Raw genomic sequence first — 18,882 nt, forward strand, 5'->3', positions numbered from 1 at the left:
GGGAGTACGACCATGCCGATGGCACCTGGCGATATCGAAGACATGATCAAATCCGGCATTCCCGGCGCGAAGGTGACGATCCGAGATCTCGCCGGCGATGGTGATCATTATGCGGCCGAAGTCGTCGCCGAAGCCTTTCGTGGCAAGAGCCGCGTGCAGCAGCACCAGATGGTCTACAATGCACTGAAGGGCAATATGGGCGGCGTGCTGCATGCCCTTGCCCTTCAGACATCAGCGCCGGAATAGCCAGGGATGGCCAATCTGGTGAAGGAGCTGGTCAGCGGTGTCGTCGAAAGCCTGCTGAAGGAAATTCTGAAAAAGGCGGGCGGCAAACGCGCAACCAAGCGCCAGAAGCGGCAGGTGCGATCGGCAAACACCGGGCGCTTCAAGAAATCCGCTTCGGCGCGCCGCGCCAAGCCCGCGAAGAAGCAGGTCAGCCGACGCAGGACCGCCGCAGCCCGAAGTGGAGCGAGGTAACACCGCAGGCTGCTGTTGCCACGCTGCCATGCATCAATTTTTGTTGCGCCCGGGTGATGAAAATCACCGGCGTGCATGTTATCTAACAGCCTATCAAGACCCCCGCCCTTGAAGCGGGATGAGAAAGGACCAAAGACATGAGCGGAATCAACGCATTCATCGACAATGAAGTGAAGAGCAACGATGTCGTTCTCTTCATGAAGGGCACGCCGCAGTTCCCGCAATGTGGTTTCTCGGGCCAGGTGGTCCAGATGCTCGATTATATCGGCGTCGATTACAAGGGCATCAACGTGCTCGCCGACGGCGATCTTCGCCAGGGCATCAAGGATTATTCCAACTGGCCGACCATTCCGCAGCTCTACGTCAAGGGCGAATTCGTCGGCGGCTGCGACATCGTGCGCGAAATGTTCCAGGCCGGAGAACTCCAGTCGCATTTCGAGGAGCAGGGTATCGCCGTCAAGGGCGCAGCCTGACAGCAGCACCGTTCGATTGCACCTGAAAAGGCGGGCATCCGCCTTTTTTGATTCCTGGAAACCGTGCCGTTTTTCTAATGTCTTTCAGGCTTTATCAGCCAAAGACCATATGCGCGACTGTCACATGCCGGTCATCGCCATTGGCGATAGGCATATACGACTGTCGTGATCTGTAATTCTCGATAAGTCGCAATCCCTGCCGTCTGTCGGAAGAACGGCAGCCAGAGATTTTTTGAAAGCGCTTCGGAGCGCGCTTTCAATCCGTATCCGCCTGCTCCAGCATTTCATCCGCGCCTGAGCCATGCCGGAACATTTATGTTCCGCAGGCTGAGGCGCCGGCTCCTACCCGCCAGGATTATCGCCATGACCACCACCTCCGAAGCGCCGGGCATCCCTGCCCTATCCAAGCCGCAGTTCGTCGCCCTGATGGCGATGCTGATGGCGATCAATGCGCTGTCGATCGACATCATGCTGCCCGGACTGCAGGAGATCGGCGCCAGCCTTGGCGTGGTCGACGAGAATGCGCGCCAATATGTGATCACCGCCTATCTGATCGGTATGGGCTGCGCCCAGCTTTTCTTCGGTCCGCTGTCCGACAGGTTCGGCCGCAAACTGCCGCTGCTCGGCGGTCTCGGCATTTATGCGCTCTGCGCCCTTGCCATTGTCTTCGTTCCGTCCTTCACAGGGCTTCTGGTGCTCCGTTTCGTCCAGGGCATTGGCGCGGCGGCAACGCGGGTCATCACTGTGTCCATCGTCCGCGATATCTATGGCGGGCGGATGATGGCGGAGATCATGTCGCTGGTGCTCATGGTCTTCATGATCGTGCCCGTCATTGCGCCGAGCATCGGCCAGTTGATCATGATCTTTGCCGAATGGCACATGATCTTCGTGGTGATCTGCCTCTTTGCCATTCTGGTGGCGACGCTGGTCATGCTTCGCCTGCCCGAAACGCTGGCGATCGAAAACCGCCGTCCGTTCACCGTCAAATCCATCCTTGGGGCGTTCCGTATCGTGCTGACGAACCGTGTCGCGCTTTGCTATTCGCTGGCGGCGTCCTTCGTTTTCGGATCGCTGTTCGGCTTCATCAATTCTGCGCAGCAGATCTTCGTCGGGGTCTTCGGGCTCGGCCCCTGGTTTCCGCTGGCCTTTGCCGGCTTTGCTGGCCTGATGGCAATCGCCTCCTTCACCAATTCGCGGCTGGTCAAACTCTACGGCATGCGCCGGCTGTCGCATGGCGCGCTGATCGGCTTCGTGCTCGCAAGTTTCGCCTGGGCCATGACGTCGATCTTCGGCACGCTGCCCTTCTGGCTGTTTGCCGTGCTCTATGGTCTTGCAATGTTCCAGTTCGGCCTGATCGGTGCCAATTTCAACGCTATGGCGATGGAACCGCTCGGTCACGTGGCCGGCACGGCATCGTCGGTGCTGGGGTTCACCCAGACGATCGGCGGTGCGCTTATCGGCGCACTGATCGGTCAGGCCTTCGACGGAACCGTGACCCCGCTTGCCATCGGCTTCCTGACGGTTTCGATCGTCGGCCTGATTTTCGTTCTGATCGCCGAAAAAGGCCGCCTTTTCAGCCCGCACAATCCATCGATTTAACGAGACTTCGTCTTCCTGAAAGACATTTCACAGGGTTCCCCCATGTCCGCAGACACCAGGCATCATGCCGAAAATATCGGCTCTTCCCGTATCGGCCTCGGCTTTTTCGAGTTCGTCATCACCATTGCCCTCATGACCGCCAGCGTCGCGCTGGCGATCGACATCATGTTGCCCGCCCTGCCGGCCATCGGCCACTCGCTCGGGGTCGTCAATACCAACGACACCCAATTGGTGATCGGCATCTTCTTTCTCGGCTTTGGCTGTTCGCAGATCATTTTCGGCAGCCTGTCGGACACGTTCGGACGCCGCCACGTGCTACTGGCGGGGCTTGCCTTCTACGTCGTGACGATGTTCGGCGCAGCCGCCACGCAGAGCTTTGAAATGCTGCTTCTGCTGCGTTTCGTCCAGGGCATCGGCGCGGCAGCGGTACGCATCACCACGATGGCGATCGTGCGCGACTGCTTCGGCGGTCGCGAGATGGCGCGGGTCATGTCCTATGTCATGATCGTCTTCATGATCATCCCGATCGTCGCGCCCTCGCTCGGCCAGGCGGTCATCCTCTATGCCAACTGGCACTGGATCTTCATCCTGCTCGGCGCCGTTGGTGCCATCCTCTTCGTCTGGGCAGCGCTGCGCCTGAAGGAATCGCTGCCGCAGGAAGAACGCCTGCCGCTTTCGGTTGCTTCCGTCCTCACCGGCTTCAAGACGGTCCTGACCAACCGCATCACCTGCGGCTACATGATCGGCCTGACCATGTTCACCGCCGTCATCTGCGCCTATATCGTCACCGTCCAGCAGATATTCGGTGAGGTCTACGGGCTCGGCGACTGGCTGCCGATTGCCTTTGCCGGTACCGCCGGCGGCATCGCAATCGCCAACTTCGCCAATGGCTATTTCGTGCGCAGCTTCGGCATGCGGCGGATTTCGCATGCGGCGGTCATCCTGTTCACCCTGCTTTCCGGCGCCGGCCTGCTGATTTCCCTTGGTGGCCGGCCGGATTTCACGGTCGCCTATCTGTTGTTCTCCGTTCTCCTGATGCTGTTTGCGGTGATTGCCACCAATTTCACAGCTATCAGCCTGGAGCCGATGGGCCATCTGGCCGGCACCGCCACCGCCGTCACCGGCTTCGTTTCGACAACCGGCGGGGCGTTGATCGGCGGGGCGGTCGGACAGATGTTCAACGGTACGGTACAGCCGCTGTTTGCCGGATTTGCCGTATTCGGTGCCGTGACGATCGCCGCGGTCCTCTGGGCGGAAAAGGGTAAGCTCTTCACCCATCCGGGCGACGACGAGGCGCTGTTGGAAGGCGCCGGCGGGCATATGTGACAGCCTGATACGGAAAGGCCCGCCGGGACCATGTCCAGGCGGGCCTTTCTGCGATAGGCGTGCGCGTCAGACGGTAAAGACCTCGCGCCGCAACAGTTCCCAGCATTCCTTGTCGGACGCCAGCAGCAAACCACCATCGAGATGTTGCGCCCGATAGGGCGAGCCGTCGAAGCGCGCGGCATAGGCCCCGGCTTCCTGTGCAATCAACGTGCCGGCAAGATGATCCCAGGGCATCAGCTTCTGGTACATCAGGAAATGGAAATGGCCGCCGGCAAAGGCACGGTATTCATGCGCCGCGCAACGGTAGCTGGTGGCGATCCGCACCTTTCCCATATTGCCCATGACGGTCCGGCGGTTCTCCGGAGAATAAAAGCCGGTGGAGGCGCAACCGACAAGGCCTTCCAGTGGCGGGCAAGGCGAGACGCTCAACCGCTCCTGCGACCCATCGGCCTTGCAAAGCCAGGCACCGGCGCCCTTTTCCGCAATCACCCAGTCATTGCCCATCGGATCGTAGATGACGCCGGCAATGGTTTCGCCCCCGGCAACGACGGCAGCCATGACGCCAAACAGCGGCATGCCGGCGGCATAGTTGAACGTGCCATCGATCGGATCGACGACGACGGCAAGATCGGCACCGGCGAGACCAAGCAGGGCCGGATCGGCGGCCACGGACTCCTCGCCGATGAACAGGGCCTCCGGCGCGAGTTCCGCCAGGCGCGCCTTGATCAGCCGCTCGGCCGCCTCGTCCGCTTCGGTCACGAGATCGATGGCCTCGGTCTTCATCCGCACATCGCCGGCGCCGAGATTGCGGAAACGGGGCAGGATTTCCCTTGCTGCCGCCTCCTGCAGGATATTGGCGATGCCGGCGATATCGATGGTCTGGGTCATGGCTTTGGATCCGCTAGAAGGGTTTGGAAATCGAACAGTTTGGGGTCGAGCAGGTGTGACGGATTGGCGTGGCCAAGAGCGCGCAGCATCGTATCCTTGCGGCCGGGCATGCGGCGCTCGATATCCGACAGCATCGCCTTCATGGCATTGCGCTCCAGGCCGTCCTGCGTGCCGCAGAGATCGCAAGGGATGATCGGAAACGCCATTGCGGCGGCGAATTTTGCGAGGTCGTCCTCGGCCGCATAGGCAAGCGGCCTGAGCACCATGAGGTCGCCGTCGTCATTGAGCAGCTTTGCCGGCATGGTTGCGAGACGGCCGCCATGGAAGAAATTCATGAAGAAGGTCTCGAGAATATCCTCGCGGTGATGGCCGAGCACCAGCGCGTCGCATCCTTCCTCGCGCGCGATCCGGTAGAGATTGCCGCGGCGCAGGCGCGAACAGAGCGCGCAATAGGTTCCGCCCGCCGGCACCTTCTCCTTCACGATCGAATAGGTATCGCGATATTCGATCCGGTGGCGGATACCGATCGAAGTCAGATAGTCCGGCAGCACATTTTTGGGGAAATTCGGCTGTCCCTGGTCGAGATTGCAGGCGATCAGTTCGACCGGCAGCAGGCCGCGCCATTGCAGGTCCATCAACAGCGCCAGGAGACCATAGCTGTCCTTGCCGCCGGAGACGCCGACCAGCCAGCGCTTCTGGCCGTTCAGCATGCCGAAATCGTCGATCGCCTGGCGCACCTGGCGGAGCAGTCGCTTGCGCAATTTGTTGAATGATACCGATGACGGCATGTTGGCGAAGATCGGGTGCACGGCTTCACCACCGGCCTGATTCTCCTCCGGCGAAAACTCCTCGAAGAGGACGCGGTGCGATTGGTCGATGTGATCCATGACAGGGCCCCGATGGAATATGCGCGCGGCATAGGCGAATGACTGCCCTGCACTTGCCTGCCCCGGCTGGCGAGATCAAGGAAAATGCGCGCCACCTGGCACAAAACGCCCGCAATCTCTCCTCAGGCGCCGAAGACCGACCATCCCGTGCGGTTTGCCAGCATTTCCAGCGCAAGCGAGCCGAGCAGCGAATTGCCGTTTTGATTGAGACCGGGCGACCAGACGGCGATGGCGGCCTTGCCGGGTGCTACGCAAAGAATGCCACCGCCGACCCCGCTCTTGCCCGGCAGGCCAACGCGAAAGGCGAAATCGCCGGACCCGTCATAATGGCCGCAGGTCAGCATCAGCGCATTGATGCGGCGTGCCCGCTGGCGGGAAACGACCGAATGGCCTGTCAGCGGATCGCTCCCGGATGCCGCCAGATAAAGGCCGGCTCTCGCCAGCTGGATGCAGGTCATCGCCAAGGCACATTGATGGAAATAGACGCCGAGCACATGATCGACCGGATGATCGATCGTGCCGAAGGCGCGCATGAAATTGGCAAGCGCGAAATTGCGGTAGCCGGTGGCCTCCTCCGAGCGCGCGACTTCTGCGTCGATGAGGATGTCCTCGTCATTAGCAAGATAGCGGACGAAACGGACGATCTCGCCGATCGCCTCGCGCGGCGTATGGCCGGCCAGCACCCGGTCTGTAACGGCGATCGCGCCGGCATTGATGAAGGGATTGCGGGGAATGCCGTGCTCATGCTCAAGCTGGACGATGGAATTGAAGGCCGAGCCCGACGGTTCCCGGCCGACCCGCTTCCAGATGTTTTCGCCATGCTTGCCAAGCGCCAGCGTCAGCGTAAAGACCTTGGAAATGCTCTGGATGGAAAACGGCAATCCCGCGTCGCCTGCTTGAAACACCTGGCCATCGACAGTGACGACGGCCATGCCGAAGCGCTTGGGATCGATGCGCGCCAGTTGCGGGATATAGTCTGCCACCTTCCCCTCGCCCAGCCGCGGGGCAAGTTCCCTGTGGATATCGTCGACAATCGCCTGCAGGTCCAAGGGTTCCGTGCCGGGCATCGATCAGTCTCCGGTTTGCGATTGGTTTTGACGACAACAAAAAAGCCACCCATTCCTGAGTGGCTTTCCTGAAAATCGCAAGGCCCGAGCCTTTGAGAAATTATCGCGAATAGAATTCGACGACGAGGTTCGGTTCCATGATGACCGCGTAAGGAACGTCGGCTAGGAAGGGAACGCGAGCGAAGGTCGCGACCATCTTGTTGTGATCGACTTCGATATAGTCGGGAACGTCGCGTTCAGCCAGCGAAACCGCTTCGAGAACCGAAACGAGCTGCTTGGACTTTTCGCGAACTTCGATGACGTCGCCGACCTTGCAGCGATAGGAACCGATGTTGACGCGAATGCCGTTGACCTTGACATGGCCGTGGTTGACGAACTGACGGGCAGCAAAGACCGTCGGAACGAACTTGGCGCGGTAGACGATCGCGTCGAGGCGCGATTCGAGCAGGCCGATCAGGTTTTCCGAGGTGTCGCCCTTGCGGCGGTTGGCTTCGTCGTAGATCGCGCGGAACTGCTTCTCGCGGATATCGCCGTAATAGCCCTTGAGCTTCTGCTTGGCGCGCAGCTGCACGCCGAAGTCGGAAAGCTTGGACTTGCGGCGCTGGCCGTGCTGGCCGGGGCCATATTCGCGGCGATTGACCGGGGACTTCGGACGACCCCAGATATTTTCGCCCATACGGCGATCGATTTTGTACTTGGATGAAGCGCGCTTGCTCATCGCATTTCCTTTCAGACGGTTACACCGGCCCGTTACCAGACCGGATGAAGGAAACACGCCCTCCTCTGAACCTCGATGAAGCTCTGACAGGTTTCTCACGATCACGCGAACGGAGAAGCCACGGGACATGTCAAATAAAACACCGGGCATTTCGGCCCGGCGTTGAGCGGGTCTTTAGGTAAGTTTTACAATATTGTCAACGACCAGCGGGAAGAAACACAGCAAAACGGCCTATTCCGCAGCGTTTCGGCTTTCCGCATCGTAGTGTGCGTCGGCGGCGCCCGGCGCGGTTTCGGCCGCCAGGTCCGGGAAGGCAACGATGCGCTTGCCGGACAGGTCGCTGTGAACGACGATCAGGCCCTGTTCCTCGAAATAGCCGAGTAGGCGCCGTGCCCGGCGGGCGGAATGGGTACCGTAGGCGCGCGCGATCATCGCGTCCGATGGGCATGGCAAGCCGCGCACCGCCGATTGTGCCACAAGCAGGAAGACGCCCTGCAGGTCGTCTGTCACCTTGCGCGACAATTCCAGGGCCAGGGCCCAGGTTTCGCTCGCCGCTGTCTCGGCATCCACGCCGGAGCGTGCGACGGCCATCTTGCGACGGAAGGCGCTGAGCGACAAGGGGGCGCCCGGCACGCGGCGGATGCGGCAGCGGACGAGGAAATCCTGAAACAGCTCCGCATCGGCACGGAAGGCAGCCTCCGGATTTTCGAGAATTTCGGCGAGCAGCCCGTCGAGCAGCGCCTCGCGCTCGGCAACAGGCATTTCCGGCGCCGGCGTTTTCGCTTCGCCGACCACAAGCGGCTCAGGCCGCGGTCGCGACAATTCGGCGAGAATATCGGTGGCCGGGCGCGGCTGGGCGCTCGGGCGGCGAATGAGCGGGCGGACCAACTCGTCCGGGTCCGGCGTGAAAATCAGATCCTCGACATCCGCAACCGCTTCCGGCAGCGGCGTCAGTTTCGGGCTGGTGGAGCGCGCCGAGGTCTCGACATTGCCGATCGTCACCGGCAAGGGCCGGCGCGACAGGGCCGGACCGAGCGCCACGAAGGATCCGCGCTTAAGGTCGCGGAACATTTCCGCCGTGCGCCGGTCCATGCCGAGCAGGTCGGCGGCGCGAGCCATGTCGATATCGAGAAAGGTACGGCCCATCAGGAAGTTGGACGCTTCGGCAGCGACGTTCTTGGCAAGCTTTGCCAGACGCTGCGTGGCGATGACCCCGGCAAGGCCGCGTTTGCGGCCGCGACACATCAGATTGGTCATGGCGCCGAGCGAGATTTTTCGCGCTTCCTCGGAAACGTCGCCCGCAACCGAGGGCGCGAACATCTGCGCCTCGTCCACCACCACCAGCACCGGGTACCAATGGTCGCGGTCGGCATCGAACATGGCATTGAGAAAGATGCCGGCGCTGCGCATCTGCTGCTCGATATCGAGCCCTTCCAGCGACAGGACACAGGACACCCTGTGCTGGCGGATGCGGCTGGCAATCCCGATCAGCTCGCTTTCCGTGCGCTCGCCCTCGATCACCACATGGCCGAATTTATCGGCCAGCGTGACGAAATCGCCTTCCGGATCGATGATGCACTGCTGCACCCAGGGCGCGGACTGTTCGAGGAGCCGGCGCAGCAGATGCGATTTTCCGGAACCGGAATTGCCCTGCACCAGAAGGCGCGTTGCCAGAAGCTCCTCGATATCGAGCGGAACGGACGCGCCGTCGGACGCCGTCCCCATATCGATGCCGACTTTCATGCCACCCTCGTTCAAACTGCCATGCCGGATGCGCCGCCACGAACCCGCAGGCCTTTGCTTAGCACCGTTTGCCGCGCTTTGCGCCCCGGCACCGCGGAAACCCACAGCTAAGACAGGATTTCGTTTACCCTATCGTCAGCCCGAAACCCTGCATCAGCCGGCGCGTCGTGAAATCGGGATTGCCGGAGGTGAAGATGGCCGGATCGATGCCATAGAGCGGTTCGAACCCGTCCGGCGCGGGCACCAAACTGCGGGCCCGGCGGGCGATCGCTTCGGCCGGATCGAGCCAATCGACAGGCCAGGGTGCAAGGCGGCGAAAGACATTGGCCATGAACGGATAATGGGTGCAGGCAAGCACGACGATATCGGTCTTTCGCCCCTGCTTCTCCATGAAACACTGTTCGATTTCGGCAAGGACCGCCGCGTCTTCTACCGGTTCGCCGCGAATATAGGCTTCCGCCATGCGGGCGAGGTTTTCCGAGCCGACAAGGCGGACATGGCATTGCGAGGCGAAGGACTGGATGAGGTCGCGGGTATAGGCGCGCCTGACGGTGCCGGGTGTGGCGAGAACGGAAACGAGGCCGGAGCGCGTTCGCTCCGCCGCAGGCTTGATGGCCGGCACGGTACCGACGAAGCGCATCTGCGGAAAGGCGGCGCGCAGATCGGCGCCGACCAGCGTGAAGGCAGTGTTGCAGGCAATGATGCAGATTTCCGGATCATGCTCGGCAAGCAATTTTCCGAACAGGGAAATGACATGCTCCGTCAGCGCCGCCTCCTCCCAGCCGCCATAGGGAAAGCCGGCATCGTCGGCGACATAAATGAAATGCCGCTCGGGCATCAGGACGCGCGCCTCGCGCAGCACGGTGAGCCCGCCGATGCCGCTGTCGAAAACGAGGATGGGCTTCAGCTCAGTTGTCGTCACCGGCGTCGTCTGCCTTCTTCGCGCGCGAATTTTCCGGCGCTCCGGCACCGCGCGGCGCTTCGCGGGTGAAACGATCGAGCGATGAGATGACGCCGCGCACCAGCCGGATCTCGGAGGCGGTAAAGCCGGGGCGGGTCAGGACTGCGCGCAAATTGTCCACCAATTTCGGCTTTTTGGCGTCCGGCCTGAAATAGCCGCGCGCCTCCAGCGCTTCTTCGACATGATCGAAAAGGCCCTGCAACTCCTCCTTCGTTGCCGCACTTTGCGGCAAGGCCTGGAAGGAGGTTTCGTCGGGTGCCGCCATGCTCGTCTTCATCCACTCATAGGACATGAGTAGCACGGCCTGCGCCAGGTTGAGGGAGGCAAAGGCGGGATTGACGGGAAAGGTGACGATCTCGTCGGCCAGCGCCACTTCCTCGTTGGTGAGGCCTGTCCGTTCGCGGCCGAACAGGATGCCGGTCGCCTCCCCGGCCGAAAAACGGCTGCGCAGCGTTTCGGCAGCGACCAGCGGCGAGCGCACCGGCTTGTATCCATAGCGGTCGCGCGCGGTGGTCGCATAGACGAAGTTGAGATCCGCGATCGCCTCCGGCAAGGTCTCGTAGACCTTCGCGGCATCGATGACATGATCGGCGCGGCTGGCGGCGGAGCGCGCCTTTTCACTCGGCCAGCCGTCACGCGGGCTGACGAGGCGCAGTTCCGCCAGGCCGAAATTGGCCATGGCGCGCGCCACCATGCCGATATTTTCGCCAAGCTGCGGATGCACCAGGATGATTGCCGGGCCTTCCGTCAGAAGTTTGCGCTCGCTGTTCGTGCCTGCCATGCCGCTGCCTTCGCCTGTTTCGCGCTTCCCTTGCACAATTGAAGCATTTTTAAAAGCGGCGCCATCACGACAAAGGCCTGCGAGGTTCAGTTTCATAGCCCTGAAAGCCTCCGATCCGCCTTGCCAGACGATCTCGTCGATTGATGCACTCTCTGTCTTTGCCTGTGGTGAAGCGGATGCTATAGGGGCGCAACCCGATTATCCAACACCATGCAGAGGTAGCATCATGACTAAGATCAAGGTCGCCAATCCGGTCGTCGAACTCGACGGCGACGAGATGACCCGCATCATCTGGCAGTTCATCAAGGATAAGCTGATCCATCCCTATCTGGATATCGACCTGGAATATTACGACCTCGGCATGGAAAACCGCGATGCGACCGACGACAAGGTGACGGTCGATGCGGCCAATGCCATCAGGAAGCATGGCGTCGGCGTCAAATGCGCGACGATCACGCCGGATGAGCAGCGGGTCGAGGAATTCAAGCTGAAGAAGATGTGGAAGTCGCCGAACGGTACGATCCGCAACATCTTGGGCGGCGTCATCTTCCGCGAGCCGATCATCTGCAAGAACGTGCCGCGCCTCGTTCCCGGCTGGACCAAGCCGATCATCGTCGGCCGCCATGCCTTCGGCGACCAGTACCGCGCCACCGACTTCAAATTCCCCGGCAAGGGCAAGCTGACGATGAAGTTCGTCGGTGAGGACGGCACGGAAATCGAGCATGAAGTCTATGATGCGCCGGCCGCCGGCGTTGCCATGGGCATGTACAATCTCGACGAATCGATCACCGATTTCGCCCGCGCCTCGCTGAACTACGGCCTGCAGCGCAACGTTCCGGTCTATCTCTCGACCAAGAACACCATCCTCAAGGTCTATGACGGCCGCTTCAAGGATATCTTCCAGAAAGTCTTCGACGAAGAATTCGCCGAGAAGTTCAAGGCAGCCAAGCTCTGGTACGAACACCGCCTGATCGACGACATGGTCGCTTCGGCGCTGAAATGGTCCGGCGGCTACGTCTGGGCCTGCAAGAACTACGACGGCGACGTCCAGTCCGACATCGTCGCGCAAGGCTTTGGCTCGCTCGGCCTGATGACCTCGGTTTTGATGACGCCGGACGGCAAGACGGTGGAAGCCGAAGCCGCCCACGGCACGGTGACGCGTCACTACCGCCAGCACCAGAAGGGCGAGGAAACCTCGACCAACTCCATCGCCTCGATCTTCGCCTGGACGCGTGGCCTTGCCCACCGCGCCAAGCTCGACAGCAACGACCAACTGGCAAAATTTGCCGATACGCTGGAAAAGGTCTGCGTCGATACCGTCGAGGCAGGCTTCATGACCAAGGACCTGGCGCTGCTGATCGGCCCCGACCAGCCCTGGCTGTCGACCACCGGCTTCCTCGACAAGATCGACGAGAACCTCAAGAAGGCGATGGCGGCCTGATCCCGCATCTCGACCGCTGAACTGCAGAAAAACCCGGCCAAGCCGGGTTTTTTTTATGGCCTGGCGGAAGCCGGCGGCTTTGCAGGCAAGCATCCGACTGTTTCCGAACACCCCGCCGGCGGAAGATGCATCTCCAGGCAAGAATTTCGGAACCTTTTGGCGCCCCGTTCGTTCGCGAGGGTAACCCTTGCATGCAATCCTGTGTGCTTCACCCTCTCAAATGGATCGTGAACACTGATATATGACCTCTTCTCCTCATAAGCCCCATTCCCACCTTCCCCGCATTGCGCTGATTTCGACCCATGGCTATGTCGCCGCCGAACCACCGCTTGGCGCGGCCGATACCGGCGGACAGGTGGTCTATGTGATCGAACTCGCCCGCAAGCTGGCCTTGCTCGGTCATGAGGTGGATATCTATACCCGCCGTTTCGAGGACCAGCCGGAATTTGACGAGGTCGATGAGCGGGTCCGCGTGATCCGCATTCCCTGCGGCGGCAATGAATTCATTCCCAAGGAATATCTGTACAAACACCTGATGGAATGGTGCGAAAATGCCGTCCGCTTCGTTCGCCGCAACAATTTCTCCTATATGCTGATCAACAGCCATTACTGGGATGCGGGCATTGCCGGCCAGCGCATGTCGGAAGCGCTGGGCGTGACCCATATCCATACACCGCATTCGCTCGGCCTGTGGAAAAAGCGGCAGATGGAAACCGATTACCCGGACAAGGCGGATACGTTCGAGAAGGAATTCAACTTCTCCGAACGCATCAAGCATGAACTGATCGTCTACCGTTCCTGCAGCATGGTCATCGCCACGACGCCGATCCAGGTCGAGGTACTGGTCAACGACTACAATTTGCCGCGAGACCGGGTGCACATGATCCCGCCGGGCTACGACGACAACCGCTTCTTCCCCGTATCGAAAGCGACCCGGGAGATGGCCCGCCAGCGCTTCGGCTTCGAGGGAAAAGTGGTCATGGCGATGGGGCGGCTGGCCACCAACAAGGGCTACGACCTGTTGATCGACGGTTTTTCAGTGCTGGCCGAACGCGAGCCGGAGGCCCGCCTGCATCTGGCGGTTGGCGGCGAGAGCATGGACGCCCATGATTCGGCGCTTTTCCAAGAGTTGAAGGAACGCGTCGCGTCACTCGGTCTCAAGGACAAGGTGGTTTTCTCCGGCTTCGTCACCGAGGAGGACCTGCCGGATTACTACCGCGCCGCCGATGTCTTCGTGCTGTCGAGCCGCTACGAGCCATTCGGCATGACGGCGATCGAGGCCATGGCGAGCGGCACGCCCACAGTCATCACCATCCATGGCGGCCTGTTCCGGGCCGTCAGCTACGGGCGGCACGCACTGTTTGCCGATCCATTCGACAAATATGATCTCGGCATCACCATGATGAAGCCGCTGAAACATGAGCGGCTGGCGGGCCGCCTGTCGCGCATGGGCGCGCACAAGGCACGCAGCCTCTTCACCTGGACCGGCATTGCGCAGCAATTGATCGGCGTCGTCGAAGGACGGCCGATGCCGCAGGCGCTCGACGATGGCGAATGGGACGAACCATGGACGGACGGAGATTGAGGCCGGTCCGGCTGTTCTGCAGCGATATCGACGGCACGCTGGCAGGAGACAGGCAGGCGGAAGCCCGGTTTCACCAGGCATGGCAGGGTCTCGACCCCGTGCGTCGACCGCTTCTGGTGCTCAACAGCGGCAGGCTGATCGAGGACCAGAAGGCCTTTATCGCCAGCACCGCCCTGCCGGTGCCGGACATCTACATCGGCGGCGTCGGCACCATGCTTTTTCATGAAAGCGAGCCGGACCATGCGGAACGCTATTCCCGCTCGCTGGGGGGCGGTTTCGATCGCGGCCAAATCGCGGAGGCGCTTTCCGGTATCCCCGGCATAGCCACGCAGCCGGACGAATACCAGCATGCGCATAAATCCAGCTGGTACCTGCGCGATGCCGATACGGCGATGCTGTCGGCCATCGAGGAAAGGCTGGCGGACGCCGGGCTTGCCGTCCGCCTCGTCTATTCCAGCAACCGCGACCTCGATATCCTGCCCGAAGGCGTCGACAAGGGGGCTGCCCTCTCCTGGCTCTGCCGCCAGCTTGGCCTTTCGCATGACGATGTCGTGGTTGCCGGGGACACCAACAACGACCGCAGCATGTTCGAGATTCCCGGCATTCGCGGCATTGTCGTCGGCAATGCCCTCGCCGAGTTGAAGGCGGTTGCCGACGATCGGGCCAACATCTATCGCGCCGAAACAGACATGGCGGATGGCGTACTGGAAGGGCTGGCGCATTGGGGTCTGTTCAGCCCGTCGCCATGACCGCTGCGCCATCAGCCTCCGCATGAAAACCACGGCGCTCCCACCATGGGAGCGCCGTGTATCCTCACTTCACCGGCAGATGGATATCGGTCAGCAGTTCCGGCGGGGCCGTGTCGCGCGGATTGTTGACGTATTCCTCGAACATTTGCGTGTCGCGGATTTCACGCCCGGATTTCGGCAGCCATTGATAGGCCTTGTGCATGTCGGCATAGGGTCCCTTGTGGCGCAGCACCGCATAATCGCCGCCATCGACGGCACTCGCGTTTCGAGCAGTTCGCTGTTAGGTTGTAGAGGTGCTGGTCTTACAAGGGGGATAGGATGGTCGACACAATGCGTACGGGGAAGAATGCACTTGAGCACGAAGGAGCGACGCTCGGCAGAATTCACGCAAGATCAAATAGCAGAAAAGCACTGGGCTATTGGCTTGGCTTCTTGAAGGGGATCCTAGCAAGCACCAAAGTGGAGACCGCCGAATATTATCCTATCAGAGTCGAAGCAGAGAGATTTCTCAATTTGCTTCACGATCCCGATGCTCGCGAACTTATCGAGGACCTTCATACATGGCAGGACGATCCGAGAGAAGTATATGATATTATTGAGAATATAGTTTCAATACGCTCGCGAGAATTTGTTATCGAGAGTGAAAAAGATGAGATCAATGAACTCTATGGGTTTTGCGCTGGAATCGCCTGCGACAATCGCATAACGCCCAACGAGGTCGAAAGGCTACTGCTCAAATTGAGCAGCTATCCCAATATCCAGGCCGACAAGCGAGTAACCAACCTTAAAAGCGCGGCGCAAAGATCAATTGCAGACGGACGGATCACACCGGAAGAATCTGACGACATCTGCACATGGATCACGTATTTGGTTGGCGACAGCGCCAGCGACACCGGGATGGCTACCTTCGGCAATGTCGGCGTCATTGACGGCGCACTTCAGGATCACAACGAAGTCGTCTTTGATCGACAGATGTTCGTTTTGACCGGAAAGTTTACCCTAGGCCCCAGAAAGGCGATTCTTGGGATGATTTCCGATCGCGGTGGAGAGTTTAAAAGCAGTGTATGCAGGAACACAAACTATCTCTGCGTGGCGGTAGAGTCTTCACGAGATTGGCGGCACAGCCACGAAGGCTTAAAGATTATTCGGGCCTTGGAACTGCGAGATCAAGGCCGAGGTCCACATCTCGTGCATGAAGGAACTCTGGCGCAAGCGCTATCACGTTAGCTGGTTTCGTTCAAAGGAATGTGGAGCCAACTGATTTACACTTGGCTCCACATTTCGTTAGGGATTGGCTTCACAGCCTGACTTCCTGCTTTCTCTGCCCGCCTGACAGCTAACCGACCAAGGCAGCCGCGACGGCTTCGATGGCTTGCGCTGCCTTTTCACCGTCCGGACCGCCGGCCTGCGCCATGTCGGGACGGCCGCCGCCGCCCTTGCCGCCAAGCGCCGCGGAGGCGACGCGGACGAGATCGACGGCGCTGAAACGCGATGTCAGATCATCGGTGACGGCGACCACGGCGCTCGCCTTGCCGTCACCCGAGACGCCGACGAAGGCGACGATGCCGGAGCCGAGGCTCTTCTTGCCGTCATCCGCAAGGCTCTTCAGATCCTTCGGCTCAACGCCGGTGACGACCTTGCCGAGGAATTTCGTGCCCGCGATCTCTTGCACCTGATCTGCGGAACCGCCGGCTTCGCCGCCGCCGAGCGCCAGCTTCTTCTTCGCCTCGTTCAGTTCGCGCTCGAGCTTGCGCCGCTCATCCATCAGCGCCTCGACACGCGCCTGCACCTCGGCAGGCTGCACTTTCAGCGCCGAAGCGAGCGTCTTCACCCGCTCGTCCTGTTCGTTGAGATAGGCAAGTGCGGCCGGGCCGGTCAGCGCTTCGAGCCGGCGCACGCCGGCCCCAACGGCACTTTCGCCGACGATACGCACCAGGCCGATCTCGCCGGTGGCGCCGACATGGGTGCCGCCGCAAAGCTCGACGGAATAGGGCCGGTTGGCCTTGGCGCCGCGAAGGCCCTGCCCCATGGATACGACGCGCACTTCATCGCCATATTTCTCGCCGAACAGCGCCATGGCACCCTCGGCGATCGCATCGTCGACGCTCATCAGGCGGGTCGTCACCGCTGCGTTCTGGACGATGATTTCATTGGCCATTTCCTCGACGATTTTCAACTCGTCCGCCGTCATCGGCTTCGGGTGGGACACGTCGAAACGCAGCCGCTCGGGCGCTACCAGCGAGCCCTTCTGCGCCACATGGGTGCCGAGCACTTCGCGCAGCGCCTCGTGAAGAAGATGCGTTGCCGAATGATTGGCGCGCAGGCGGAGCCGACGGGCGTGATCGACGGCGAGTGCTGCGGCATCGCCGACCTTGACCGTGCCTTCCTCGACGACACAGAAATGCACGAAAAGGCCCTCGCCGCGCATCTGCACGTCGGTCACCGTCAGCTTTGCATGATCGGTTGAGATAGTGCCGGTATCGCCCATCTGGCCGCCGGATTCGCCGTAGAACGGCGTCTGGTTGAGCACCAGCTGGACGGTCTCGCCCTTTGAAGCGGTATCGATCGCCTTGCCGTCGCTGACGATCGCCTGGACCACACCTTCGGCGGTCTCCGTGTCGTAGCCAAGGAATTCGGTGGCACCAAGCTTTTCCTTCAACTCGTACCAGATCGTTTCCGTCGCCTTGTCGCCCGAGCCGGACCAGGAGGCGCGCGCCTCGGCCTTCTGCCGCTGCATGGCGGCGGTGAAGGCGTCCGTATCGACGCCGATGCCGCGGGCACGCAGGGCATCCTGCGTCAGGTCGAGCGGAAACCCATAGGTATCGTAGAGCTTGAAAGCGGTTTCGCCGTTAAGCCGGTCGCCCTCGGCGAGATCGCTTGTGGCGTCAGACAGCAGGCCCAGGCCGCGCTCCAGCGTCTTGCGAAAGCGGGTTTCCTCCAGCTTCAGCGTTTCGGAGATCAACGTCTCGGCGCGCACCAGTTCCGGATAGGCGCGGCCCATCTGGCCGATCAGCGCCGGCAGAAGCCTCCACATCAGCGGATCGCGGGCACCAAGCAATTGCGCATGGCGCATGGCGCGGCGCATGATGCGACGCAGCACATAGCCGCGGCCTTCGTTGGACGGCAGGACGCCATCGGCAATCAGGAAGGCGGAGGCGCGCAGATGGTCGGCAATGACACGGTGGCTGGCGCGCCGGTCGCCCTCCGCCTTGACGCCGGTCGCCTCCTCGGAGGCCGAAATCAGAGCACGGAACAGATCGATGTCGTAATTGTCGTGCTTGCCCTGAAGCAGGGCGGCCACTCGCTCCAGGCCCATGCCGGTGTCGATCGACGGGCGCGGCAGATCCACGCGCTCGTCCTTGGTCACCTGTTCATATTGCATGAAGACGAGGTTCCAGATCTCGATGAACCGGTCGCCATCCTCATCCTTCGAGCCGGGGGGACCGCCCCAGATATGGTCGCCGTGATCGTAAAAGATCTCGGAACACGGACCGCAGGGGCCTGTATCGCCCATGGCCCAGAAATTATCGCTCGTCGGGATGCGGATGATGCGGTCGTCGCTGAGCCCGGCGATTTTCTTCCACAAGCCAAAGGCCTCGTCGTCGGTATGATAGACCGTGACGAGCAACCGCCTGGCGTCTATGCCGAAATCCCTGGTGATCAGGTTCCAGGCGAGCTCGATCGCCCGCTCCTTGAAATAATCGCCGAAGGAGAAATTTCCGAGCATCTCGAAGAATGTGTGGTGGCGCGCCGTATAGCCGACATTGTCGAGGTCGTTGTGCTTGCCGCCGGCGCGCACGCATTTCTGCGCCGTCGCGGCGGTCGAATAGGGGCGCTGTTCAAGGCCGGTGAAGACATTCTTGAACTGCACCATGCCGGCATTGGTGAACATCAGCGTCGGATCGTTGCGCGGAACAAGCGGGCTTGAGGAAACAACCTCGTGGCCATTCCTCTTGAAGTAGTCGAGGAATGTCGACCGGATTTCATTCACGCCGCTCATATTGCGCCCTTATCTCTCACATCACACCGCTCGCCTGCCCTTTGGCGGACCTCGCGAACCGGAAAACTCCTGAAATCACCGGGCGCCGGAATTTGCCGATCCGCGCGCGCCCATTGGAACACAGGCTTTTAACGGTCGGGCCAATCCCTGTCCAGACGGCAAAAGAAAACCGGCCGCCCCTTGAAGG

The 18,882-nt window shown here is 61.0% G+C and carries 17 protein-coding genes and 1 pseudogene; 9 read left to right on the plus strand and 9 right to left on the minus strand.

The features are described 5' to 3' along the window. The first annotated feature begins 12 nt into the window (after window positions 1-12). The 5 genes from ASD31_RS14990 (at window position 13) to ASD31_RS15010 (ending at window position 3,875) form a co-directional block, all read left to right on the plus strand. Entirely contained in the window at window positions 13-246 is a 234-nt protein-coding gene (locus tag ASD31_RS14990) for a BolA/IbaG family iron-sulfur metabolism protein (protein ID WP_037095612.1), read from the plus strand. Between the two features lie 6 nt (window positions 247-252). Then, entirely contained in the window at window positions 253-477 is a 225-nt protein-coding gene (locus ASD31_RS14995) for a hypothetical protein (protein ID WP_056335220.1), read from the plus strand. A 137-nt stretch (window positions 478-614) separates the two neighbouring features. Continuing rightward, window positions 615-950: a Grx4 family monothiol glutaredoxin gene (gene grxD, locus ASD31_RS15000; protein WP_056335221.1), complete on the plus strand. Its 336-nt coding sequence runs from the start codon at window positions 615-617 to the stop codon at window positions 948-950. A 363-nt stretch (window positions 951-1,313) separates the two neighbouring features. Further along, window positions 1,314-2,549, plus strand: a complete 1,236-nt coding sequence (locus ASD31_RS15005) for a multidrug effflux MFS transporter (RefSeq protein ID WP_056335225.1) — start codon at window positions 1,314-1,316, stop codon at window positions 2,547-2,549. 42 nt (window positions 2,550-2,591) lie between these two features. Then, a complete protein-coding gene (locus ASD31_RS15010; RefSeq protein ID WP_056335228.1) occupies window positions 2,592-3,875 on the plus strand; it encodes a multidrug effflux MFS transporter in 1,284 nt (427 codons plus the stop codon). Window positions 3,876-3,941: 66 nt separating this feature from the next. On the opposite strand, the gene ASD31_RS15015 is transcribed toward ASD31_RS15010, so the two are convergent. From ASD31_RS15015 to ASD31_RS15045, 7 genes are all read right to left on the minus strand, one after another. Beyond that, window positions 3,942-4,763 (minus strand): inositol monophosphatase family protein, encoded by an 822-nt coding sequence (locus ASD31_RS15015; RefSeq protein WP_056335233.1) that lies wholly within the window; start codon window positions 4,761-4,763, stop codon window positions 3,942-3,944. Then, window positions 4,760-5,650 carry a tRNA 2-thiocytidine(32) synthetase TtcA gene (gene ttcA, locus ASD31_RS15020; protein WP_056335235.1) on the minus strand — a complete coding sequence of 297 codons (891 nt, stop codon included), beginning with the start codon at window positions 5,648-5,650 and terminating at the stop codon, window positions 4,760-4,762. The genes ASD31_RS15015 and ttcA overlap by 4 nt, the downstream gene beginning before the upstream one ends. Before the next feature lie 122 nt (window positions 5,651-5,772). Continuing rightward, complete coding sequence (locus ASD31_RS15025) at window positions 5,773-6,717, minus strand: glutaminase (protein ID WP_056335238.1); 945 nt, start codon at window positions 6,715-6,717, stop codon at window positions 5,773-5,775. 100 nt (window positions 6,718-6,817) lie between these two features. Beyond that, a complete protein-coding gene (gene rpsD / locus ASD31_RS15030; RefSeq protein ID WP_056335241.1) occupies window positions 6,818-7,435 on the minus strand; it encodes a 30S ribosomal protein S4 in 618 nt (205 codons plus the stop codon). A 231-nt stretch (window positions 7,436-7,666) separates the two neighbouring features. Continuing rightward, complete coding sequence (locus tag ASD31_RS15035) at window positions 7,667-9,178, minus strand: ATP-binding protein (RefSeq protein WP_056335244.1); 1,512 nt, start codon at window positions 9,176-9,178, stop codon at window positions 7,667-7,669. A gap of 124 nt (window positions 9,179-9,302) precedes the next feature. Continuing rightward, on the minus strand, window positions 9,303-10,100 hold the full coding sequence (gene murI, locus ASD31_RS15040) for a glutamate racemase (RefSeq protein WP_056335247.1): 798 nt from the start codon (window positions 10,098-10,100) through the stop codon (window positions 9,303-9,305). Continuing rightward, the gene (locus ASD31_RS15045; protein ID WP_056335820.1) at window positions 10,087-10,920 is read right to left on the minus strand and encodes an RNA methyltransferase; all 834 of its coding nucleotides are present in this window, start codon (window positions 10,918-10,920) and stop codon (window positions 10,087-10,089) included. The genes murI and ASD31_RS15045 overlap by 14 nt, the downstream gene beginning before the upstream one ends. A gap of 226 nt (window positions 10,921-11,146) precedes the next feature. Here ASD31_RS15045 and ASD31_RS15050 point away from each other — a divergent pair, with 226 nt between their 5' ends. The 3 genes from ASD31_RS15050 (at window position 11,147) to ASD31_RS15060 (ending at window position 14,695) form a co-directional block, all read left to right on the plus strand. Beyond that, window positions 11,147-12,361, plus strand: a complete 1,215-nt coding sequence (locus ASD31_RS15050) for an NADP-dependent isocitrate dehydrogenase (RefSeq protein ID WP_056335250.1) — start codon at window positions 11,147-11,149, stop codon at window positions 12,359-12,361. Between the two features lie 241 nt (window positions 12,362-12,602). After that, entirely contained in the window at window positions 12,603-13,946 is a 1,344-nt protein-coding gene (locus ASD31_RS15055; protein WP_056335253.1) for a glycosyltransferase family 4 protein, read from the plus strand. Next, complete coding sequence (locus tag ASD31_RS15060; protein ID WP_244483859.1) at window positions 13,928-14,695, plus strand: HAD-IIB family hydrolase; 768 nt, start codon at window positions 13,928-13,930, stop codon at window positions 14,693-14,695. Before ASD31_RS15055 ends, ASD31_RS15060 begins: the two co-directional genes overlap by 19 nt. A 64-nt stretch (window positions 14,696-14,759) precedes the next feature. Here the strand turns inward: ASD31_RS15060 and ASD31_RS25560 are convergent. Then, window positions 14,760-14,948: pseudogene (locus ASD31_RS25560) on the minus strand (AraC family transcriptional regulator); the annotation flags it as partial. 65 nt (window positions 14,949-15,013) lie between these two features. Here ASD31_RS25560 and ASD31_RS15065 point away from each other — a divergent pair. Next, entirely contained in the window at window positions 15,014-15,922 is a 909-nt protein-coding gene (locus tag ASD31_RS15065) for a hypothetical protein (protein WP_056335260.1), read from the plus strand. Between the two features lie 109 nt (window positions 15,923-16,031). Here ASD31_RS15065 and alaS read toward each other — a convergent pair whose 3' ends face one another. Next, window positions 16,032-18,695 carry an alanine--tRNA ligase gene (gene alaS, locus ASD31_RS15070; RefSeq protein ID WP_056335264.1) on the minus strand — a complete coding sequence of 888 codons (2,664 nt, stop codon included), beginning with the start codon at window positions 18,693-18,695 and terminating at the stop codon, window positions 16,032-16,034. Window positions 18,696-18,882 lie beyond the last annotated feature (187 nt).

This window comes from Rhizobium sp. Root482 (assembly GCF_001426565.1).
GTDB lineage: Bacteria > Pseudomonadota > Alphaproteobacteria > Rhizobiales > Rhizobiaceae > Pararhizobium.